16 protein-coding genes and 1 pseudogene are annotated in these 21,306 nt (G+C 72.0%); 7 read left to right on the top strand and 10 right to left on the bottom strand.

Translation table 11 applies throughout. The features are described from left to right. Nucleotides 1-83 precede the first annotated feature (83 nt). From ACWAT2_RS04610 to ACWAT2_RS04600, 3 genes and pseudogenes are all read left to right on the top strand, one after another. Nucleotides 84-548 (top strand): PTS sugar transporter subunit IIA, encoded by a 465-nt coding sequence (locus ACWAT2_RS04610; RefSeq protein WP_402373370.1) that lies wholly within the window; start codon nt 84-86, stop codon nt 546-548. Continuing rightward, nucleotides 545-1,264, top strand: coding sequence for a GntR family transcriptional regulator (locus tag ACWAT2_RS04605; RefSeq protein ID WP_402373367.1), 720 nt, complete (start codon nt 545-547; stop codon nt 1,262-1,264). The genes ACWAT2_RS04610 and ACWAT2_RS04605 overlap by 4 nt, the downstream gene beginning before the upstream one ends. A 77-nt stretch (nt 1,265-1,341) precedes the next feature. Beyond that, a pseudogene (locus ACWAT2_RS04600) lies at nt 1,342-1,789 on the top strand (helix-turn-helix domain-containing protein). 1,389 nt (nt 1,790-3,178) lie between these two features. Here the strand turns inward: ACWAT2_RS04600 and ACWAT2_RS04595 are convergent. Further along, on the bottom strand, nt 3,179-4,255 hold the full coding sequence (locus ACWAT2_RS04595; protein WP_402373364.1) for a chymotrypsin family serine protease: 1,077 nt from the start codon (nt 4,253-4,255) through the stop codon (nt 3,179-3,181). 129 nt (nt 4,256-4,384) lie between these two features. On the opposite strand from ACWAT2_RS04595, the gene ACWAT2_RS04590 reads away from it, so the two are divergent. After that, the gene (locus ACWAT2_RS04590; RefSeq protein WP_402373362.1) at nt 4,385-4,603 is read left to right on the top strand and encodes a hypothetical protein; all 219 of its coding nucleotides are present in this window, start codon (nt 4,385-4,387) and stop codon (nt 4,601-4,603) included. Nucleotide 4,604: 1 nt separating this feature from the next. On the opposite strand, the gene ACWAT2_RS04585 is transcribed toward ACWAT2_RS04590, so the two are convergent. Both ACWAT2_RS04585 and ACWAT2_RS04580 read right to left on the bottom strand, forming a co-directional pair. After that, nucleotides 4,605-6,854, bottom strand: a complete 2,250-nt coding sequence (locus ACWAT2_RS04585) for a YhgE/Pip family protein (protein ID WP_402373359.1) — start codon at nt 6,852-6,854, stop codon at nt 4,605-4,607. Further along, the gene (locus tag ACWAT2_RS04580) at nt 6,851-9,706 is read right to left on the bottom strand and encodes an MMPL family transporter (RefSeq protein WP_402373356.1); all 2,856 of its coding nucleotides are present in this window, start codon (nt 9,704-9,706) and stop codon (nt 6,851-6,853) included. Before ACWAT2_RS04580 ends, ACWAT2_RS04585 begins: the two co-directional genes overlap by 4 nt. 135 nt (nt 9,707-9,841) lie before the next feature. Here ACWAT2_RS04580 and ACWAT2_RS04575 point away from each other — a divergent pair, with 135 nt between their 5' ends. Further along, nucleotides 9,842-10,516 (top strand): TetR/AcrR family transcriptional regulator, encoded by a 675-nt coding sequence (locus ACWAT2_RS04575; protein ID WP_402373354.1) that lies wholly within the window; start codon nt 9,842-9,844, stop codon nt 10,514-10,516. Here ACWAT2_RS04575 and ACWAT2_RS04570 read toward each other — a convergent pair. From ACWAT2_RS04570 to ACWAT2_RS04560, 3 genes are read right to left on the bottom strand one after another with little or no spacing between them, the layout of a single operon-like run. Then, on the bottom strand, nt 10,509-11,384 hold the full coding sequence (locus tag ACWAT2_RS04570) for a carbohydrate ABC transporter permease (RefSeq protein ID WP_402373351.1): 876 nt from the start codon (nt 11,382-11,384) through the stop codon (nt 10,509-10,511). The two genes, ACWAT2_RS04575 and ACWAT2_RS04570, sit on opposite strands and share 8 nt — an antisense overlap. Then, nucleotides 11,381-12,337, bottom strand: coding sequence for a carbohydrate ABC transporter permease (locus tag ACWAT2_RS04565; RefSeq protein ID WP_402373348.1), 957 nt, complete (start codon nt 12,335-12,337; stop codon nt 11,381-11,383). The genes ACWAT2_RS04570 and ACWAT2_RS04565 overlap by 4 nt, the downstream gene beginning before the upstream one ends. After that, nucleotides 12,337-13,752 (bottom strand): ABC transporter substrate-binding protein, encoded by a 1,416-nt coding sequence (locus ACWAT2_RS04560; RefSeq protein WP_402373345.1) that lies wholly within the window; start codon nt 13,750-13,752, stop codon nt 12,337-12,339. The genes ACWAT2_RS04565 and ACWAT2_RS04560 overlap by 1 nt, the downstream gene beginning before the upstream one ends. 156 nt (nt 13,753-13,908) lie before the next feature. On the opposite strand from ACWAT2_RS04560, the gene ACWAT2_RS04555 reads away from it, so the two are divergent. Next, on the top strand, nt 13,909-14,865 hold the full coding sequence (locus ACWAT2_RS04555) for a sugar-binding transcriptional regulator (RefSeq protein WP_402373342.1): 957 nt from the start codon (nt 13,909-13,911) through the stop codon (nt 14,863-14,865). Further along, on the top strand, nt 14,862-15,947 hold the full coding sequence (locus ACWAT2_RS04550) for a protein kinase family protein (protein ID WP_402373340.1): 1,086 nt from the start codon (nt 14,862-14,864) through the stop codon (nt 15,945-15,947). The genes ACWAT2_RS04555 and ACWAT2_RS04550 overlap by 4 nt, the downstream gene beginning before the upstream one ends. Here ACWAT2_RS04550 and ACWAT2_RS04545 read toward each other — a convergent pair. The 4 genes from ACWAT2_RS04545 to ACWAT2_RS04530 all read right to left on the bottom strand — a co-directional run bounded on the left by ACWAT2_RS04545 (nt 15,930) and on the right by ACWAT2_RS04530 (nt 21,276). Then, nucleotides 15,930-17,192: a type II toxin-antitoxin system HipA family toxin gene (locus ACWAT2_RS04545; protein WP_402373337.1), complete on the bottom strand. Its 1,263-nt coding sequence runs from the start codon at nt 17,190-17,192 to the stop codon at nt 15,930-15,932. The two genes, ACWAT2_RS04550 and ACWAT2_RS04545, sit on opposite strands and share 18 nt — an antisense overlap. Continuing rightward, nucleotides 17,189-17,491: a helix-turn-helix domain-containing protein gene (locus ACWAT2_RS04540; protein ID WP_402373335.1), complete on the bottom strand. Its 303-nt coding sequence runs from the start codon at nt 17,489-17,491 to the stop codon at nt 17,189-17,191. The genes ACWAT2_RS04545 and ACWAT2_RS04540 overlap by 4 nt, the downstream gene beginning before the upstream one ends. A 74-nt stretch (nt 17,492-17,565) precedes the next feature. Continuing rightward, nucleotides 17,566-19,056: a mannitol dehydrogenase family protein gene (locus ACWAT2_RS04535; RefSeq protein WP_402373332.1), complete on the bottom strand. Its 1,491-nt coding sequence runs from the start codon at nt 19,054-19,056 to the stop codon at nt 17,566-17,568. A 93-nt stretch (nt 19,057-19,149) separates the two neighbouring features. Then, entirely contained in the window at nt 19,150-21,276 is a 2,127-nt protein-coding gene (locus ACWAT2_RS04530; RefSeq protein ID WP_402373331.1) for a prolyl oligopeptidase family serine peptidase, read from the bottom strand. Between the last annotated feature and the right edge of the window lie 30 nt (nt 21,277-21,306).

Here is a 21,306-nt window from a genome sequence, read left to right as displayed (position 1 = left end):
CAGGACCGTTGGCTCGCACAGTGGTCGATGCGGCACCCTGTGTCAATATCCGGCACGCCGCTGGACCACACGCCAGGAGAACCATGCCCCTGCTCGTCCGCTCGCCCGTCAGCGGGACCGTCGTGCCCGTGGCCGACGTGCCCGACCCCGTGTTCGCCGAGGGGATGGTCGGCCCCGGCACCGCCGTCGAGCCCGGTGAAGGCTCCGACGGGCGAGTCGTCGCGCCGCTGGGCGGCCGCCTCGTGAAGCTGCACCCGCACGCCTGCGTGGTGCAGTCCCCCGGCGGCCAGGCGGTCCTGGTCCACCTCGGCATCGACACCGTCCGGCTCGCCGGCGAGGGGTTCACCGTGCACGTCGCCGAGGGCGACACGGTCCGCGCCGGCGACCTGCTCCTGGAGTGGGACCCGGCCGCCGTCCGGGAGCGCGGACTGTCCGCCGTGTGCCCCGTCGTGCTGCTCGAGGCCACCGTCGAGGACGTCCGGCTCAGCGCGCTGCCCGGCACCGAGGTGTCCGCCGGCGACCTTCTCCTCGAGCTCGGCGACCGGTGAGCCAGAAGTACGTCGCGGTGCGCTCCTACCTGGCGGACCTCGTCGCCCGCGAGCTCACGGTGGGCGACGCCGTCCCCTCGGAACGGGAGCTGACCCGGCAGCTCGGCGTCTCGCGCAGCACCGTGCGCCAGGCGATCGACGCCCTCGTCGTCGAGGGCGTCCTCGAGCGCGCCCAGGGCCGCGGCACCTTCGTCGCGGCCCCGCGGGCCGACCTCGAGATGCGGCTGACCACGTTCGGCGAGGAGGTGCGTCGCCGCGGCATGACCCCCGCGTCCCAGGTGCTGCAGGCCCGCACGACGCCGTGCCCCGCCGCCGTCGCAGAGCTCCTCGCCCTCGCCGTCGGCGAGCCCGCCCACCGGGTGCTGCGGGTCCGGACGGCGGACGCCGAGCCCTGGGCCGTCGAGGACGCCTGGATCCCGGCGCAGCTCGCCCCCGACCTTCTCGACGACGGCGTACCCGAGTCCCTGGACCAGGCCTTGCGCGACCGGGGGCACGTGCCGACCGGCGGCGAGGAGACCATCAGCGCCGCGGACGCGACCGACTCAGAGCGGCGGCTGCTCGCCATGACCACCACGCACGCCGTCATGCGGATCGAACGGCGCACGTACGCCGCGGACGTACCGCTGGTCCACTCGCGCTTCTCCTACCGGGGCGACCGGTACAGCGTGTTCGTCCCCCTGGGCGAGGCCCGGTCCCCGGTTCCCCGTTGGGCGTGAGCCGGTGCGTCGAGCGGCCGCGCCCGATCCCCGACGGGGTTCGGCGTTCACGTCCTGGGTCTCTCCGGTAGAACCGGGTGGCCAGCTGCGCCGACACCGACGGCGACATCCGCCCGTGGCAGCGCGCCGCGACCACGCGCACTCAGGCGCTGCTGGTGCTGCGCTGGTTCAAGGAAGGCGCGCGCCTGCGCCTGCTGGCTCGTGATGCGGGGATCTCGATGGCGACGGCCTACCGGTACCTGCACGAGGCTGTCGACGTCATCGTCCTGCGGGCTCCGGGTCTCGCCGGTCTCGCCGGGCTCGACGCACGACATCACCGCCGCCAGAGCCTTCGTCCTGCCCGCGATCTACCCCGCGGCCGCCGCCGGCCTGCCCATACTCACCGATGCCGGATACCAAGGCGCCGACATCGGGATCTGGCACCCGCTACGCCTGCCCACCAACCCGCACCGCCTCACCGAGATCACCGCAGCAGCCCTCGTCCTGCTCCACCTCCAACGAGGAACCCGACGATCACGCTGGTGAGAACACCTCTGAGACTCCCGCCAGCCCGGCTACTCGTGCTCGCGGTGATTTTCACCCGAAAGCGCGTGGATGACGATTCCTGCGCCAACGGCGGCGGCGCCTATCGAAATCAATGGCCATCGAAGCGCAATGGCAATTGATACCAGAGCGCCTTGATTGCCAGATCCAAAGAAAATTTGCCCTGCGAATATAGGCTCAAGAAAAGTTCCTACAACTAGGGCGACACTTCCATATATGAGACTATACTTCGTAGCTTTATTCACAATCGTCACCTTCCAGATGCCGGTATGATGGCGCATTAGCCCTGCCAGTCAACCAACCAGCCCGTTGCAAACGACTGAGAGTATGCACGTGCCGCAGGGTTTCCAAGCACGTTGCCCCACGGGACCGAGACGCCCGAGTTAAAGGATCCGCAGCCACCTGTGTACCAGGTCCGCGCCTTGGCAGAGTTGTAACCCCTGAACTGTACGCACCCATACGTATCACTAAATCGCGCCCAGGAGTATCCGTGATTGTACCCTCGATGGCCGAATACAGCGACGCCACACGTTGACGTTGCCCCCCAGTTGCTGCCGGGAGGCCCCCATGCCTGGAGTGTGCAGTTGGGCCATGCACGGGTCGTCAGGTCCTGTCCGTCAATAGGCACACCCTCGGTGTCAAGGATCAACTGGCCGGGCTCGTAGGACTCGTCGATGTGCACGTCGGATTGCTGGATCTCCTCAGGGAGCGAGGTGATGACTTCTTCCGCGACGCTAGGATTGGCCTTGGCCACGGGAAGATCGCGCCAGTCATCGACCGTTTCGCTCGACGTCCCATTCGCGAACTCAGTGGTCCCGCCAGCCGCGGGCGCAGAAATGGTAAGAGCCAGTGCCGCCGTGGCGAGTGCGCTGAGAAGAGTCTTCGAGTACTGCACGGCTTGCTCTCCGATCGTCAACGTGCGATGCACCCTCACGCTATCCATATAATGAGGGAGTTGTCGAGGTCGAGACCAGAAGCGAGTTGATATTGTGGACGCAAGAGGTTTGACGCCATTGGCTTCCGAGAGAATGGCGTGTGGTGGCATATTTGCGTGTCTGCGTCGGCGATGCGGTCTCGGCGTCCGCACCGACGCTGGGCCTGCCGTCGGGGCCGGCCCGGCGTCGAAGGGCACTGGTCGTCGTTCTACACATGTCTTCGCCGGCAGCCTCGCCTGGGCTACACGGGCAAAGATGACCGTTATCTAATCGTTATAACGTTCCGTGCTGCTCCTGCTCCTCACCGGCCTGCCTCCTGCGCATGGAGCGAATGCACAAACGACCGGTTATGGAGCGAGTGCCCCACGCTCGCACGCGCGGTCGACACGCCGAACTCTCGACGAGAGGCGCGTCGCGCCGCGAGGCGTCTGCCAGATCAGCGCAGCCGCACACCCAGCGCGCTGAACACCGCGTCGACCGGGTTGACGTACGTCAGCCCGGTCCCGTCCGGGCCACCGGTCTCGGAACCCGCGAAGAGCAGCCCGAGCGCGACGCCGTCGGCCCGGTACACGAGCGAGCCCGAGTCGCCACCGCGCGAGAACGGCCCCGGGCCGGTGGACTCGACCTCGATCTGGCCGTCGAACGCGAGCACGCCCAGCTCCGGGCCGTAGCCGACCAGCACGTCGTCCATCTCGATCGCGGAGACCCGCCCGTGGGTGTGCCCCGTGGTGCGACCGATCTTGGCGACCTCGTCGCCCGGCACCGCCTCCGCCGTCGTCGTGACCCGGCCCACGGGGTAGTCGAGGTCCACCTGCGGGTCGTCGAGCAGCGCGACGGCCGCGTCGACCGAGGCCCGCTCACCGCGGGCGAGCGGCACGACGGCCGCGACCGTGCCGACCCGGTCGGCGGGGTCCGTGCCGCCGTCCGCGGGGCCGGGCTGCAGCACGCCGTCGCCCGGGACGCCGTCGAGCACGTGCCGGTTGGACAGTGCGTACAGCGCGTCGGCACCGCCGGGCAGTTGCGGGGCGTCGTCGCCGGACCGGTCGGGGTCCGCGACGACGAACCCGCCCAGCGTGCCCGCCGTGACGTCGACGTGCGCGAGCGACACCCCGGGGCGCAGGGGGCGGACGCGGCCCGTCTCCCCCTCGGCGAGGGCTGTGACGACCGGCGGCTGCGGCTCGAGCACGTCGGCCCGCACGCTGCCCCGCCGGCCCGGGCCGAGGCGCCGGATGCGCCCGGTGCGGCGCACGTCCGGTGCGGGGCCGGCCTCCGCCGCCACCCGGCGAACGACGGCGCGCGCCGCAGGCACACCCAGGCGGTAGCGCACCGCGATCTCGTAGCCGCCCGGCTCCGTCGACGGCGCGATGCCGATCGCGAGGGTGGGGGCGCGGACCGCGTCCGCCGGTGTGCAGTCGGCGGCCTGCGTGCTGGCGACCACCCCGTAGCGCTCGGCCAGGTCACGGGCGTAGGCGGTGAGCTGTTCCTTCGTCTCGCGGGCGCGCTTCAGGTCCATGGTGGGAGTGTGGCGGAACCTGCCGCGAGGCGCGCGCCCGGCGCGCCGGAGGCACCTCGGCGAAGCGCTTCGAAGAAATGTGACCAAACCCACGTCATGAATCCGGTCGTCGGCACTCCCAAGACGGTGATGAGACATCCGACGCCCGACGACGTGCACGCAGCGGTCCACTGGGCACTGAGTCACGACCTGCCCACGCTGCTCGCCTACCGCCAGGTGGGCCACCTCGACCGATCGGCGCGCTGGCAGGCCGACGCGGCCCTCGTCGCGCGCTGGCAGCAGGTCACGCAGGCCGGCGGCGTCGCCCCGCGGGAGCTCGTGCACGAGCTCCCGCGGGTGCACTGCTGAGTCAGGCCCGCAGCAGGGCCGCGACGCGCGTGCGCCGCGCCCGAGCCGCAGCCCCGACGCCGAGACCGAGGCCCACCAGGCCCCACAGCACCACCCACGTCAGCGCCCCGCCGAGCCCACCGACCTCGGGCACGACGGCGGCCGCGAGCGCGTCGCGAGCCGCCCCGGTCGGCAGCGCGTCCGCCACGGAGACCAGCACGTCCGGCACGGTCGCCACCACCCCCGTGCCGATCATGAGCACGGCGATCAGCAGGCTGATCCCCCGGCCGAGGTTCCCCAGCCACGCGAGGAAGCCCAGGTGCACCGCCACGAAGGCGATCGACACCAGCGCCCCGAGCAGGATCGTGCCGACCCACCCGGCCGGCGAGAGTCCCTCCACCCCGGCGAGGACGGCGCCGACGGCGGCACCCGTCCCGGCGCCGACCGCCACGGGTGCGGCGAGGACCCCCAGCGTGAGGCGCAGCGCGGACCGCGTCGAGCCGAGCGCGCGCCCCGCGACGGGCGGCAGGATCGTCAGCAGCCCGAGAGCACCGAGCCACAGGGCGACGACGGCGAACAGCGGCCCGGTCGCACCGGTCGACAGGTCGTCCACCCCCGGTGCAGCGACCGGGTCCGCCACGACCGACGCGAGGTTCTCCCGATCCCCGTCCGAGTAGGTCGGGATGCCGTCGGCGGCCTCGTCGAGACCACCGGCCAGGTCGTCCGCGCCCCCGGCGAGCTGGTCGACGCCGTCGGCCAGGCCGGACACTCCGTCGGCGATCCCGTCGGTGCCCGTGGCGAGCTCGTCGACGCCCGTCCCGAGCTGACCGACGCCGTCGGCCAGGCCGGACGCGCCGGCAGAGATCCCCGAGGCGCCGGACGTGAGTTGCGCGGCGCCCGTCGCGAGCTCGTCCGTGCCGGTCGCGACGCCTGACGCGCCCGATGCCACCTTCCGGTTGCCGTCGGCGAGCTGGTGGAGCCCGTCGCCGAGCTCGGCCGTGCCGTCGGCGATCCCTCGCGTGCCGGTGGCGAGATCGCCGGCACCGTCGGCGAGGTCCTGAGTTCCTTGAGCCAGCTCGGTGAGCTGACCGCGGGCCTTCATGATCTCCTTCGACACCGAGGTGAACTCGTCGGTGAAGTCCTTGGACGCGCCGGCGAGCGTGGACTGCGCTGTGGAGATCTGTGCGCAGGCGTCCGGGTCGAGCACCTCGTCGGTGCCGCATCCGAGCGCGGCCGAGGCGTCCTCAAGGACCCCCCCGACGACGGCGCTGCTGCCCCCGAGCCTCTGCTCGATCTGGTCGAGGCCCGCCTGGATCTCGCCAGAGCCGGGCACGCTGCTCTCGATCCCGCCGACCTGCTCGGCCAGCTCCTCCGTACCCGCAGCGAGCTCGTCCGCACCGTCCGCCAGCTGGTAGCCCCCGGCGGCCAGGTCGTCGGCGCCCCGCGCGCTCTCGACGATCCCGCCGGTGATGCCGTCGACGCCGTCCGCGACCTGCCCGGCCCCGTCGGCGAGCTGCGAGGCACCCCGGGAGAGCCCGCTCGCGCCGTCGGCCACCTGGTCCGCACCACCGGCGAGCTCGCTCGCGCCGCCTGCCGCCTCGCGGGCTCCGCCGGCGAGCTGGTCGGCCCCGTCGGCGAGCTGGCCGGCGCCGTCGGACAGGTCGTCCGCGCCGGACGCCGCATCGTCCGCGCCCGAGGCGAGCTCGCCCGCACCGTCCGCGGCCTCGCCGATGCCGTCGGAGAGCTCGTTGAACCCGACGAGCACGTTGTCCAGGTACGTCTCGGTGAGCGTCGATCCCATCACCGACGTCGCGGCCGTCGCCACCACCCGTGCCAGCGCGTCGTCGACGACCCGGCCGCCCGGCGGCGTCGTGATGCCGATCGTCGCCTGGCGGGCGTCCGCGGCGTCGTCCCCGCCGAACGACGTCGCCGCCGCGGAGAACTCCTCCGGGATCGTCACCACCGCGGCGTACGTGCCGTCGGCGAGGCCCTCGGTGGCGTGCTCGGCGTCGGTGACGGTCCAGTCGTAGTTGACGTCGGAGCCGTCCGCGTCCTCCGTGCCGCCGTCCACGAGCCCCGCCGCGAGCTGCCGCCCGAGCGGTGCGGTCTGGCCATCCACCTCGACCGGCTCGTCGTTGTTGACGATCGCCGCCGGCACCGTGTCGAGCCGGTCCATCGGGTTCCACAGGGCGGCCAGCAGGATGCCGAGCACCAGCACGGGCAGGAGCGCGACCAGCACGATCGCCCAGGGGTTCTGCTTGACGCGGTTCATGCCCGCACCTCCTCGGTGGTGACGTCGGTCGTGTCGGTGTCGGTGTCGGTGGTCTCGGTGTCGGTGTCGGTGCCGGCGGGATCCTGCCGGGGCACCGGTGGTGGCACCTCACCGCCGTGCAGCGTCGCCGCCGCACCCCAGCCGGCGCCCACGTCGAGCACCGGGGTGCCCGCCGGCAGCAGGTCGGTCGCGGCGACGCCGGTCGCGCCCACCAGGAGCGTCACACCGGAGCCGTGCGCCGCCGTGAGCGCCGCGGCCAGGGCGGCCCGCGCCGGGCGGTCCGCGACCACGTCCGTGCGGTCGACCACCACGATCCCGGCGCCCTCGCGCACGGCGGTCCCCACGGCGTCGGCCGGCCGGCCGTGCTCCGTCACGGCGTCGACGACGGCGACCCGGGAGCGCACCGCCGGCGCCCGCTCGGGCAGCACCAGCCCGGCGACCTTGGCCGCGCCCGCATCCGGGTGGATCCGCCCGGCGACGGCCAGGAGGAACGCGTTGACCGGTGCCGCAGCGTCACCGTGCACGGCGAGCGCGCCGCCGTCGGGCACCCGGACGCTGACCGGGCCGACGAGCGGCGGGTCACCCAGGCCTGGTCCACGGGGGCCGCTCACCTCGAGGTCGCGCACGGCGACCGCGCTCTCCCGGCCGTCGGGGTGCGCGCCGGGCCACGGGGCCAGCCGCAGCTCCTTGGCGAGGCCCTCGCCCTCGACGTCGAAGGTCGGCAGGGCTCGGTCGAGCCAGCGCGGCATCCACCACGCCTTGTCCCCGAGCAGCGCCAGCACCGCCGGCACGAGGACCATGCGCACCACGAACGCGTCGACGGCGACCCCGACCGCCAGCCCGAGCGCGATCGCCTTGAGCGTCATGTCGCCCTCGGGCACGAACGCCACGAACACGCTGAACATGATGATCGCCGCGGCGGTGACGACCTTGGCCGACCCCTGGAACCCGGTCAGGATCGCCTGGCGCGCCCGGCCGCCGTTGTGGACGAAGTCCTCACGGATGCGCGAGACCAGGAACACCTCGTAGTCCATCGCCAGCCCGAACAGCACTCCCATGAGGATGATCGGCATGAAGCTGATCACCGGGCCGAGCTTGGTGACGTTCAGGGCCTCGGCGAAGACGCCGTTCTCGAAGACGAGGGCCACCGCGCCGAACGCCGCGCCCACGCTCAGCAGATAGCCGAGGGTGGCCTTGACCGGCACCCAGACCGACCGGAACACCATCGTCAGCAGCAGCAGCGAGAGCCCTACCACCACGAGCCCGAACGGCACCAGCGCGTCCCCCAGCTTGTCGGAGACGTCGATGCCCACGGCGGTGAAGCCGGTGACGGCGAGGTCGACGCCGTACTCGTCGAGGAAGTGGTCGTGCAGGCCGCGGATCTCCGCGACCAGTGCCTTCGTCTCCTCCGAGTCCGGCGCGCCCTCGGGCACGACCTGGATGATGCCGGTGTCCGCCGACTGGTTCGGCGTCGCCAAGGGGACGTCCGCGACGCCGGGCAGGTCCTCGATCTCGGCGGCGAGGTCGTCCATCAGCCCGACCGGGTCGGTGCTGGTGATGATCGAGCCCGTCACGATGAGCGGCCCGTTGAAGCCGTCGCCGAAGTGCTCGCTGACCAGGTCGTACGTCTGGCGGGCCGACGTGTCCTCGGGGAGGTACCCGGCGTCGGGCAGCGCGAGGCGCAGGTTCGCCGCGGGCAGCGTGAGCGCGCCGAGGGCGACGACGACGATGACGATCGTCACGATCGGTGCGCGGGTGACGCCCCGGACCCAGCCGGCGAAGAACCGGTTCTGCTGGGTGCCGGAGCGCGTGCCGCGACGCTTCCTCGCACGCGGGCGCAGCCGGTCCCCCGCCATGGCGAGCAGGGCGGGCAGCAGCGTGAGGGAGACCAGGACGGCGATGCCGACGGCGGCGGCCGCCGCCACGCCCATCACGGTGAGGAACGGGATGCCCGCGACGCCCAGGCCGACCAGCGCGATCATGACCGTGAGCCCCGCGAAGATCACGGCCGACCCGGCGGTGGCGGTCGCACGGGCGATGGACTCGCGCAGCTCGACGCCGTCCTGGAGCTGTTCCTGGTGCCGCGAGACGATGAACAGCGCGTAGTCGATGCCGACGGCGAGGCCGAGCATCAGCCCGAGCATCGGCGTCGTGGAGTTGATCGGGCCGAACACGGTGGCCGCCAGGAGCAGCAGCATCGACACGCCGACGCCGAGCAGCGCGTTGACCAGCGGCAGTCCGGCGGCGACGAACGAGCCCAGGGTGAACAGCAGCACGACGAGGGCGACGACGACGCCGACGGCCTCGACGATGCTCAGGTGCGGCAGCTCGGTGGCGAACAACTCGCCGCCGAGCTCGGCGCGGGAGTCGGCGGGCAGCGCGCTCGCGAGCTCGTCGGTGATCTCGGTCAGGTCGTCCTTGGTCGCGTCGCTGACGGACATCGCGTCGCCGTCGAGCTGGACCGTGAGGATCGTGGCGGTCTCGTCGTCGCTGACGGGCGAGGACGCCTGCTCGTCGTACGGCGTCGCGACGGCGGCGACCTCGTCCAGCTCGGCGATCTCGTCCGCGGCGCGCTCCACGGGGGCGCGGACGGCGTCGTCGGAGACGGCCTGCCCGTCAGGTGCGACCACCACGACCTGCGCCGAGGACCCGCTCACCTCGGGGAAGGTCGCGGAGAGCTGGTCGAGCGCCTGCTGCGACTCGGTGCCGGGGATGGTGATGGAGTTGTCGAACCCCTGGAACACGAAGGCGCCGGCTGCTCCGGTGACGACGAGGATGCCGAGCCAGGCCATCACGACGAGGCGGCGTGCGCCCACGGTCCAGTGGCCGAGCGAGTACAGGACGGAGGACACAGAGGGCTCCCGGGGCATACGACAGGGCGATCGAGACGGCGGTTCGATACGGCACTGTATCCGATACAGGAATGTATCCGATACAGCGCTGCATTGGCTAGAGTGGACCTACCGCCAGACCGAGGAGGCCTCGCCGTGACCACCGCCGAGCACGCCACCAGCGTGCGTTCCCCGCGCCGCGAGCGCACCCGGGAGCGTCTGCTCGACGCGGCGCTCGACGTGTTCGCCGAGGTCGGGATGCAGGCGACGTCCATCGAGGCCGTCTGCGAGGCGGCCGGGTTCACGCGGGGCGCCTTCTACTCCAACTTCGCGTCCAAGGAAGAGCTGTTCGTCGCGCTCATGCAGCGCGACGCGAGACGTCAGCTCCGCGCGCTCGAGCAGGCCGTCGAGACCCTCGACGCGGACAGCATCGGCACCCCGGAGGGTTTCCGCGCCGCCCTCGGCACGGTGATGGCTGCCGTGCGGCCCGACGGCGGCGCGCGCCGGCAGTGGTGCCTCGTGGCGGCAGAGTTCGAGCTCCTCGCCCTGCGCGACGCCGTCGTCGCCGAGCTGTACCTCACCGAGCACCGGCGCATCAGGTCGGAGGTCGGCGCCGTGCTCGGCCGGATCCTCGACAGCCTCGGGCTGCGGTTCGTCGTCGACATGCCCACCGCCGTCGACCTGCTGATCTCCGCCGAGGACGCCGCAGGGCGGGCGGACCTGCTCGAGCGGCCGGCCCGCGGCGCGGGTGAGCCCGCGCCGCCGACCCGCCGCCTCGAAGCCCTCGCCGACCTCCTCCTCGCCCCGCGGGAGGACCCGCCGGCTACTTGATGGCGCCCATCGACAGGCCGCGCACGAGCTGCTTCTGCGCGATCCACCCAGCGATGATGACCGGCAGCGACGCCAGCAGCGCCGCGGCGCACAGCCGGGCCAGGAACAGGCCCTCGCTCGTCATCGTCGAGACGATGAAGATCGGCACGGTCGCCGCCTGCGACGCCGTGAGGTTGAGCGCGAAGAAGAACTCGTTCCACGCGAAGATCACGCAGATGAGAGCGGTCGCCGCGATGCCCGGCGCGACCATCGGCAGCAGGACGGACCGCATCGTCCGCAGCAGGCTGGCGCCGTCCACCGACGCCGCCTCGAGGACCTCGGCGGGTACCTCCTGGAGGAACGAGCGCATCATCCACACGGCGATCGGCAGGTTCATCGCCGTGTAGAGCACCACGAGCGTCCAGATGTTGTCGAGGACCTTCAGCTGCCCCGCGATGACGTAGATCGGGACGATGACGGCCACGACGGGCAGCATCTTCGTCGAGATGAAGAAGAACAGCACGTCACCGACCTTCTCCACCGGCCGGATCGACAGGGCGTAGGCCGCCGGGATGCCGAGGAGCAGCACGAGCAGCGTCGAGACCCCGGTCGCGATGAGCGAGTTGGCCACGTAGGTGCCCGACTCGCCGACCACGGCACGGAACTGGTCGAGCGTGGGCTCGAAGAAGAACGTGGGCGGGTTCGACGACGCCTGGCTCTCCTGCTTGAAGGCCGTCATCGCCATCCAGGCCACGGGGAAGAAGAACCCGATGGCCAGGATCCAGGTGAGCGCCGTCAGGAGCGTGCCTGCGGTCCGGCGGCGAGGTCGCCGCACACCGCCGGGAGCGGCGGCCCTCGGGGCGGTCGTGGCCGGTGCGGTGGTGGTCATGAGCGCTCCTTGACGTCAAAGCTGCGGAAGATGAGGCGCAGCGCGGCCATCGCGACGAAGATCGTGGCGATCACGACGACCACACCCATCGCGGCGGCCTGCCCGACGTCGAAGCCGAGGAACGCGCGCTGGTAGATGTAGAAGGGCAGGTTCGCGCTCGCTGTGCCGGGCCCGCCCGCCGTCATGAGGTAGATCTGGTCGAACGTGTTGACCACGTAGATGATCCCGAGCAGCACGCCCAGCTCCACGTAGCGGCGCAGGTGCGGCATGGTGATCCAGGTGAACGTGCGCCACGGACCGGCGCCGTCGACCGACGCCGCCTCGAGGACGTCCTTCGGCTGCGCCTGGAGGCCGGCGAGGACCAGCAGCATCATGAACGGCGTCCACTGCCACACGAGCGCCATGAGGATCGCGACGATCGGGTAGGTCGACGTCCAGTCGACCGGGTCGATCCCCACCAGGCCCAACGTCCAGTTGAACAGGCCGTACGTCGGGTTGAGCATCGCCATCGACCAGAGCACCGAGCTGGCGACAGGCATGATGAGAAACGGTGTGATGAGCAGCGTCCGGGCCACGCCGCGCCCCCGGAACGGCCGGTCGAGGAGCAGCGCCAGCACGATGCCCAGGACCATCGCGACCAGCACGCACCCGAGCGTGATGACGACCGAGTTCACCGCCGCCCCGCGGAAGGTCGAGTCGCTGACGATGTCGCCGTAGTTGGCGAAGCCGACGAACAGGTCGGAGTCGGGGCGCAGCAGGTTGCGCGAGTGCAGCGAGTACCAGATCGTCACGAGGAACGGGATCTGCGTGACGACGATCGTGAAGAGCAGGGCGGGCAGCAGCGGGCCCCGGCGTCGCCAGCGCTCGGCACGGCTCAGGGTGCGCCCGTCGCGCGCGGCCCGCAGCTCCTGTGCGCGACGGGCGCTGGCGGCCTGGGTGGTGAGCGTGGTCATCAGGAGCCTCCGGCAGTGGTGGACGCGGCGTCGGACCCGGCCTGGTACGTCTCGGCGACGGTCTCGGCGAAGGACTGGGCCTGGTCGAGCGCCTCGTCGACCGTCTGCTGCCCGGCGATCGCCGCCGACATCTGCTGACCCACGCGGGTGCCGAGGTCCTGGAACTCGGGGATGCCGACGAACTGGATGCCCGGGTACGGCACCGGCTCGGTCATCGTGTTCTGCTGCGTCGCCTCGCCCATCGCGGTCAGCGTGGCCTCGGCGTACGCCTCGGAGACCTCGGCGTACTCGGGGATCTCGTAGGTGGAGAGCCGGCTGCCGGGCGGCACCCGCTCCCAGGACAGCTCCTCGCCGACCAGCTCGATGTAGCCCTGGTCGGTCATCCAGGACACGAAGTCCCAGGCGGTGTCCTTGTGCTCGCTCGTCGAGGGGATGGCGAGCGACCAGGAGTAGAGCCATCCGGCGGCGTCGGTCTCGCTGACGGGCGCGGGGACGTAGCCGACGTCGCCGGCGACGTTGGACGACGCCGGGTCCTCGACGCTGGAGACCATCGAGGTCGCGTCGTACCACATGGCGGCGTTGCCCTGGGAGAACCGGGTGAGGCAGTCGCCGAACCCGGACGTCGCCGCACCGGGCTGGCCGTACTGCTGGACGGTGTCGACGTACGTCTCGACGGCGGCCCGGACCTCCGGGCTGTCGAGCTGCGCGTTCCAGCCCTCGTCGAACCAGCGCCCGCCGAACGTGTTGATGACGGTGCCCATCGGGGCCATGACCTCACCCCAACCGGCCAGGCCGCGCAGGCACACGCCGGCGAAGTCCTCGGCCGGGTCGTGGAGCTCGGCGGCCAGCTCGCGGACGTCCTCCCAGGTGGGCCGGTCCGGCATCTCCAGGCCACGCTCGGCGAAGAGGTCCTGCCGGTAGGCGAGGAACGACGACTCGCCGTAGAACGGCACGGAGTAGAGGTCGCCGTCGACCGAGAGTGCCTCGCGGACGCTCGGGATGAAGTCGTCCGGCTCGTACCCCTCGGTGGCGTCGGCGTACGGCTGGAGGTTCTCGATCCACCCGTTCTCGGCCCACATGGGCGTCTCGTAGTTGGAGATCATGACGACGTCGAACTCGCCGCCGCCGGTCGCGACGGACGCGGTGATCTTCGCGCGGGCCTCGTTCTCGGGGAGGCTGACGAACCGGACGTCGACTCCGGGGTGCTCGGCCCGGAAGTGGTCCTGCAGGGAGATCGCGTCCTGCATCTGCGGGTTAGAGACGATGGCGACGACGATCTGCTCCCCGTCGCCTCCGACCGCACCGGCACCGGCGCACCCGGCGGCGAGACCGAGGGTGAGGGCCGTGGCCCCGGCGGCGAGCCGTGAAGCCCTGCGTCGATCGGGTCGGCGCCGCGCGCCGGGTGGTTGGAACATCGTTGTCCTCACGTCGAGTCGATCCGCTCAGATGAGAGCAGCAGTGGTGCTCATCTGAAGCGACCATAGTTCGATATGCTCACGTGAGCAAGACCATCCGCTCAAACTTTCGCGCACCGTCGCCGAGGAGCGGCGCTGCCGGAGAGACGAGGACCCGTGACCGACCCCGAGCACACCCGCCTCCTCGTGGAGGTGAGCACGGACTACTACCTCGACGGACAGTCGAAGGTCGAGATCGCCAAGCACCGCGGGATCTCGCGGTTCCAGGTGGCCCGACTGCTCACCGAGGCCCGCGACGCCGGCGTGGTGCGCATCGAGATCGCGGCACCGGCCCACCTCGACACGGGCCGTGCCCGGCACCTCGCGGAGCGGCTCGGCGCCCAGGAGGTCGTGCTCGTCCCCGGAACCAGCGACCGGGACACGACGCGCGAGGTCCTCGCCCGCGAGCTCGCGCGCGTCATGGCCGCCCGGGTCCGCGCGGGGACGACCGTCGGCGTCTCGTGGTCGCGCACCATCGAGGCGGCGGTCCGCACCCTGGGTACCCTGCCGCCCTGCGAGGTCGTCCAGCTCGTCGGCGCCCTGCCCGTGCACGGCAGCGGCAACTCGCTCGAGCTCATCCAGCGCTTCACCAGCATGGAGGGCGTACGCACCTGGCCCGTGTGGTCACCCCTGCTCGTCGGCGACCCCGCGACGGCACGCGGCATGCGCCAGCAGCCGGAGATCGCCGCCGCGCTCGACCGAGCCGACGTGCTCGACCTCGCCGTGGTGTCGATCGGCAGCTGGAACGCCACCGGCTCCACCGTCTACCCCCAGGTCACCGACGCCGAGCGGCGCGCCGCCACCGAGGCCGGCGCCGTCGGCGAGTGCTCCGGCCGGCTCTTCGACGCCCGGGGGCGTGCGGTGGTCACGCCGCTCGACGCCCGGGTCGTCGGCGTCACCCTCGACCAGCTCGTGCGCACCCCTGAGGTGGTGGCGATCGGCTACGGCGCGGAGGCCGCCGTCGGGCTGCGGGGCGCCGTCCTGGGCGGCATCGCCACCGTGCTCGTCATGGACGACGCCGCCGCGGTCGAGCTCGAGCACCTGCTGGCGGACCCGCCCGCAGGCGCGCCGTGACCACGGCCGACAGGACCCGGAGCGCTCGCCTGGCCGCCCACGGGGCCGTCTCCACCGCGCTGTCGCTGTGCAGCGACCACCGGCTGCGCGAGCTCGTCGACGCCGCCGTGCCGATCGGTGCCGGCATCGGCGGGAAGACCCTCCGGCTGGACGTCGACGGCACGCCGGTCTTCGTCAAGCAGGTGCGCCTGACCGACCTCGAGCGGCGACCGGAGCACGTCCGCTCCACGGCGAACCTGTTCGGGTTGCCGAGCTTCTGCCACTACGGCATCGGCACCATCGGTGGGCCGGGGTGGGGCGCCTGGCGCGAGCTCGCCGTGCACACCATGACCACGGGCTGGGTGGTCGCGGGCGACCACGAGGGCTTTCCCCTGATGCACCACTGGCGTGTGCTCCCGGACGCGGGCCACCCGCTGCCCGCGGAGCTGGCCGACGTGGAGCGAGCCGTCACCTACTGGGGTGGCGGACCGGCGGTGCGCCGGCGGATCGAGGCCCTGCAGGGGTCGTCCGCGAGCCTGCTGCTGTTCCTGGAGTACATCCCCCAGACGCTGCACGACTGGCTGAGCGCCCGGATGGACGCCGGCGGCGAGGCCGCCGAGCATGCCCTCGCCTGGGTGGACGACGAGCTGAGCGCAGGCGTGTCGTTCATGAACGGCCACGGGTTGCTGCACCTGGACACCCACTTCGAGAACATCCTGACCGACGGCCACCGGCTCTACCTCGCCGACTACGGGTTGGCGATCTCCTCGCGCTTCGACCTCACGACGGACGAGGCCGCGTTCGTCGCCGAGCACGAGGCCTACGACCGGGACTACGTCGCTACGTATCTGGTGAACTGGCTGGCCGTCGCCCTGTACGAGTACCAGGGCGACGAACGGCGGGCGTTCGTGCGCGCCTGCGCCGAGGGGAGCGCCCCAGAGGGTGCGCCAGCGGCGGTCGCGGCGATCCTCGCGCGCGACGCGCCCGTCGCCGCAGTGGTGGGCGGCTTCCACCACCGCTTCCAGCAGAAGAGCCGGGAGACGCCCTACCCGCGGGAGGCAGCCCGGCAGGCGGCCCGAAGGGGGCTAAGAGCTCCGAGCTGACGCGCTCGCCTCGCGCGCGAGGCGAACTCCGGACTCGAAGACATTCCTGAACTGCCGTTGCTCACGCTCCCCGATTCCGTTCCGGGCCGCTACCGCCCGCCATCTGTCGACGACCGAGGCCACGGCCTCCATCGCATCACCGGCATCCGCCATCGACACGCCGAACTCGGCCGCCACCTCGATCAGTGCATCGAAGCGGCTCGCCCGATCCCCGCTCACGAAACCGATCGAGGTCGCGGGTGCACGGTCGTACGGGTCGGGATTGACATCGAAGGCGGGCGCCAGCCGCCATCCACCACGTGCACGGAGGAAGCCGTGGTTCCGCAGGTGATCGTCGGTGTTGTTGACCACCACGAAGAACAGGGCGCGCAGCCACAGTTCGCGCAGGTCCGCCACGACGTCGCTCCCGTGGGTCGCGAGCGACTCTGCGACCTCCAGGTAGTCGAACGATGCGCCGTCGACGCCGCCGACCAAGGACATCGCGCTCGCGTAGGCACGCCGCCGCCCTTGCCCGTCGCGGTCGAACCGGTCCAGGACCAGGACCGACCGGCCGTCGACCGTGAGTAGACGACGCCCTGGTACACGGATGCCGGCCTGCTCGGCGAGGTCGAGCATGGTCATCTCCCAGGCCATCACGTCCCAGCGGTCACCCGGGTGCGGGAACTTCGCGATCTGCAGCTGGTGACCGTCACGGACCGACGCCTTGGGCCGCGCCCCACCGAGGGAGCCGGTCCCTGCGTCGAGGAGGAGCTTGACCTCGGCAAGGTCGTCGCTGTCGCTGGCCACGCGCTCTGCTGCACGCAACAGTCTCGGCAGCTCGATGAGCCGCGGGACGTTCGGGTCGGGTGCGAGGAAGACGGCGTCGTCGGCGGCCGTGTACCGCAGCGCGCCCTGCCGGGTCAGGTCGGCGACACCGAGCAGGTAGTCGACCTCACGGACCGTCGCCGGCGCGTGGTCGTCTCGCGCCCGGTACCGAACCCGTTTGTCGATCAGGTTGCGACCCCACCGGTCCGGCGCGGTGTCGGCCAAGGCGCCCGGCAGTCCGGCGACCTGGTGGCGCGAGACGGTCACCGGCAGGTCAGGGCTGATGCTGAACGCGTCGCGCCGCCCGAGGAACGCGGGGTCGTAGACGAACGACGTGGACGTGGTGCCACGCCTCTCCGAGATGTAGGCGGTGCCGGCGCGAACGGTGTCGCCGGACAGCTGCACGTGGACGTCGATCTGGACGACTCCGGCACGGCTCATCGACGCACCCGCTGCGGCAGGGACTCGTCAGCCCGGGCCCGCCCCAGGTCCGTCTCGTAGGGGTCGAGCGCCTCGACGACGCGATCGAGCTGGCCCAGCGCACGAAGGACGGACAGGAGGACGCCGCTCCCCACGGCCGGGTCGCCGTGCTCGAGCCGACGAAGAGTGCCCCGGTTGATCCCCGCGCGCTCCGCGAGCTGCTCCGCCGTCAGCCCCTGCAGCTTGCGCCACGTGACCACGTGCTCGCCGAGCTGAGCAGCGGACCGGCGAACGCGCAGTGAGAGAGGTCGAGTCGCCATGGGTGCTCCAATGTCTGCTGTGAGCACCACTATCGCACGTAATGGTGGCTACGCCAACCATTAAGCGCCCAAAATCAACCCCCCAGCGCCTCCACCGTCGCCCGCGCGCCGTCCCGGTGCAGCGACCGCAGCGCCACGAGGTACGCCTCGGTGAACCGTGGGGAGTCGACCAGGTCGCCGAACAGCTCGCGGTCGCGCAGGAACGCGAGCGGGTCGTCGGCCTGCCGCGCCGCTGCGGCCCGGAGGCGGTCGGCCAGGCGGTCCACGATCTCGATCGGCTCGCCCTGCTCGTCGACGCCCTCGTCGTAGCGGGCCCACGCGGCGACGACGGCGGCCGCCCGGTGGATCTCGCCGTCGGCGGCCAGGTTCTCCCGCACCACGGGCAGCAGCCACTTGGGGATGCGGTCGGACGACTCGGCGCACAGCCGGGCGAGGGTGTCCCGCACGGCGGGGTTGGCGAACCGCTCGATGAGGGTGCGGCGGTAGTCGTCGAGGTCGATGCCGGGGACCGGCTGCAGCGTCGGCGTCGCCTCACGCTCCATGTAGTCGAGCAGGAACCGCACGAACGTCTGGTCGGCGCAGACCTCGTGGGCGTACCGGTAGCCGGTCAGGTAGCCGAGGTAGCACAGCGCCTGGTGGCTCGCGTTGAGCAGCCGCAGCTTCATGAGCTCGTAGGGCTCGACGTCGTCGACCACTTGCACGCCGACGTCCTCCAGCGGCGGGCGGCCGTCGACGAAGCGGTCCTCGAGCACCCACTGGGTGAAGGGCTCGGCGACGACGGGCCACGCGTCGTCGACCCCGAACCGTTCGGCCACCATCGCGCGGTCCTCGTCCGTGGTGACGGGCGTGATCCGGTCGACCATCGAGTTCGGGAACGGCACGTGCTCCTCGATCCACGCACCGAGCTCGGGGTCCTTGAGCCGCGCGAACGCACCGAACATGCGGTGCGCGACCTCGCCGTTGCCCTGGATGTTGTCGCAGCTCATCACTGTGAAGGGCGTGATGCCGCGGTCCCGGCGACGCCGCAGCGCCTCGGTCACGAGGCCGAACGAGGTGGCGGGCACGGCGCCCGGTGCGAGGTCCGCCTGGACGGCCGGGTCGGACTCGTCGAACTCCCCGGTGACCGGGTGCACGTTGTAGCCGCCCTCGGTGACCGTGAGGGAGACGATGCGGATCTGGGGCGAGGCCATCTTCTCGATGACCGCCTCCGGGTCGTCCGGGGCGAGCAGGAAGTCCACGACGGAGCCGATCACGCGGCCTTCCAGGGTGCCGTCCGGGTGCTTGAGCACCAGGGTGTAGAGGCCGTCCTGGGAGACGAGGGCGTCGCGCATCCGGGCGTCGTGCGGCAGCACCCCGACGCCGCAGATCGCCCAGTCGAGCGCCTTGCCCTGGGACATCAGCCGGTCGAGGTACATCGCCTGGTGCGCCCGGTGGAACCCTCCGACGCCGAGATGGACGATCCCCGCGCGCAGCGCGGAACGGTCGTAGCCCGGCACCTCCAGGTCGCCGGGGCCTCCCCCGGTGCCGTGCAGGGTGCCCAGGGTCTCGTCGGTGAGTGCGGTCATGGCGCGTCCTTGCTCCGTCGGGTCCAGGAAGAACCAACGTAACAGATGAGCGCTGCCGCTCGCCCAGATGAGCGACCGCCCAGTGGTGGGGCGTCAGCCGAGCGTCGTCGGCAGGACCCGGTCGCCCTCCCCCTCGGGCACCTCGAGCACGTGCTCGGCCAGGAAGGCCAGCACGCCCGAGTACCAGACCTTCGCGTGCTGTGGCGAGAGCACCCAGTGGTTCTCCTGCGGGAAGTACAGGAACCGGTGCACCGTCGACCCGTCGTCCGCCGCCGGCAGCCCGGAGTGCGTCAACAGCTCGCGCCACAACCGCAGCCCCTCGCCGATCGGTACCCGGTAGTCCTTGTCGCCGTGGATCACGAGCATCGGCGTCCGGATGTCGCCGACGTAGCGGTGCGGGCTGTGCGCCTCGGCCATCTCGGGAGTCATCTCGCGCGCCCAGTAGTACGCGTGGTCCGTCGTCGGCCCGAACTGGTCGAGCGCCCACAGCGAGGCGTGCGTGACGATCGCGCGGAACCGGTCCGTGTGCCCCGCCACCCAGTTGGCCATGTAGCCACCGAACGAGCCGCCCATCGCGGCCGTGCGCGACCCGTCGATCTCGTCGAGCGTCTCCGCTGCGTCGGTGATCGCCAGCAGGTCCGTGTAGGGCTTACCGCCCCACGCACCCCACCCGCGCTGCACGAACTCCTGCCCGTACCCGGTGGACAGCGCCGGGTCCGGCAGCAGCACCGCGTAGCCCCGCGCCACCATGATCCACGGGTTCCAGCGCCACGACCACGCGTTCCACGAGCCGAGCGGCCCGCCGTGGATCCACAGCAGCAGCGGCGCCGGGTCCGACGCCGACGCCCCGGCCGGGAGCGCCAACCAGGCCCGCACGCGCGCGCCGTCGGCCGCCGTCGTCTCCACCTCGGTGAGGCGGCCCGGCAGCTCCGGCGCGGGCACCGGCGACGGGAGCGCGACGGCGGTGACCGGCTCCCGCTCCCCCGGCCCGCCGGACGCGACGAACTCCGCCAGGCCGACCCTGACGGGCTCCGACGGCGCCGCGTAGGACGTGCGCAGCGCGTAGAACGCCGACCCGTCCGGAGACACCTGGACGTCGGTGAACGTCGCGGCGTCCGCCGTGACCCGCTCGACGCTCACCGGGCCCTCGCCCGGGGCGCCGTCGAACGTGAGCAGGAAGACCGGGCTGCGGCCGTCCTCGTCGGCCGTGACCAGCAGACCCGACGCGTCGGGCAGCCACGTCAGCGAGCTGGGCCAGCGGTCCCAGTCGTCGGCCAGGATCTCCGGCTCGCCGCTCCCGTCCAGCGCCACCAGGCCCGTACGCGTCACCGGCGGCTCCGTCGGCGAGGTGAGGGTCGTCGTCTCGTAGGCGACCCAGCGGCCGTCCGGCGAGACGATGGGCGAGACCACCTCAGCGTCGGGGTCGTCCACCAGCGTGCGCCGCTCCCCCGTCACCGTGTCGATCGCGACCAGGGTCTCGCGCCGGGCCGTGCCCGGGTCGGCCACCGTCCAGACCGTCACCAGCGTCCCGCCGTCCGGCGACAGGGCGGCCTCCGCCTCATCGAGCTGACGGCCCGCCCCGGTGAGCTGACGGAGCTCCGCACGCTCGCCCTCGACGAGCCCGCCGAGGGACAGCGCGAACCGCCGGTCCGCGTCCGGGCCCAGGTCGTGGTCCCAGTGCCGCACCGGGTAGCCCGTGTGCCAGACGGCGTCCACCTTCAGCTCCTTGCGGGCCTTGCGCAGCGTGTCGTCCTCGGTGAGGTCCGCCGCCGAGGGCAGCACGGGCGCCGTCACCGACACGACGTCGGCGTCCCGCGCCGTGCAGATGCCGCCGACCCCGCCCGGAGCGGTCGCCACCACGCGTGCCTCGCCACCCCCGGCGGGCAGGCTCCACAGCGCTGCGGGTACGTCGTCGTCGGGCTTGCCCTCCGGGTCCGGACGGGCCGAGGTGAACAGCAGGTCGCCGGCGGCCGTGAACGCCGCGGAGGACTCGCCCTTCGCACTGCGGGTGAGGCGCCGTGCCGGGCGTTCACCCCCCGGGTCGACCTCCCAGAGCGCCGAGACGTAGCCCGTGCGCCGCCGGTCGAGGCTCTGCACCGACGTGACGAGCCGGGTGCCGTCGGCGCTGAGCACTAGCCCGCTGACCCGGCCGAGGGCCAGGTACGCGTCGAGGTCGTGGAACGAGGTCTGCGGGGTCTCCGCCGGAGTGTCCTGGGTCACGCAGACGGGTCTACCACAACCACCCGCGCC

Source organism: Isoptericola sp. GX10416, from assembly GCF_056590155.1.
The sequence above is the reverse complement of the archived record's forward strand: the minus strand, read 5'-3'. Positions and strand labels throughout refer to the sequence as shown.

Bases quoted from the DNA above. Each gene is read 5' to 3' on its own strand.
- ACWAT2_RS04610 (WP_402373370.1), top strand. From the start codon at position 84: ATGCCCCTGCTCGTCCGCTCGCCCGTCAGCGGGACCGTCGTGCCCGTG.
- ACWAT2_RS04595 (WP_402373364.1), bottom strand. From the start codon at position 4,255: ATGGACCTGAAGCGCGCCCGCGAGACGAAGGAACAGCTCACCGCCTAC.
- ACWAT2_RS04590 (WP_402373362.1), top strand. From the start codon at position 4,385: ATGAGACATCCGACGCCCGACGACGTGCACGCAGCGGTCCACTGGGCA.
- ACWAT2_RS04585 (WP_402373359.1), bottom strand. From the start codon at position 6,854: ATGAACCGCGTCAAGCAGAACCCCTGGGCGATCGTGCTGGTCGCGCTC.
- ACWAT2_RS04570 (WP_402373351.1), bottom strand. From the start codon at position 11,384: ATGACCACCACCGCACCGGCCACGACCGCCCCGAGGGCCGCCGCTCCC.
- ACWAT2_RS04565 (WP_402373348.1), bottom strand. From the start codon at position 12,337: ATGACCACGCTCACCACCCAGGCCGCCAGCGCCCGTCGCGCACAGGAG.
- ACWAT2_RS04560 (WP_402373345.1), bottom strand. From the start codon at position 13,752: ATGTTCCAACCACCCGGCGCGCGGCGCCGACCCGATCGACGCAGGGCT.
- ACWAT2_RS04545 (WP_402373337.1), bottom strand. From the start codon at position 17,192: ATGAGCCGTGCCGGAGTCGTCCAGATCGACGTCCACGTGCAGCTGTCC.
- ACWAT2_RS04540 (WP_402373335.1), bottom strand. From the start codon at position 17,491: ATGGCGACTCGACCTCTCTCACTGCGCGTTCGCCGGTCCGCTGCTCAG.
- ACWAT2_RS04535 (WP_402373332.1), bottom strand. From the start codon at position 19,056: ATGACCGCACTCACCGACGAGACCCTGGGCACCCTGCACGGCACCGGG.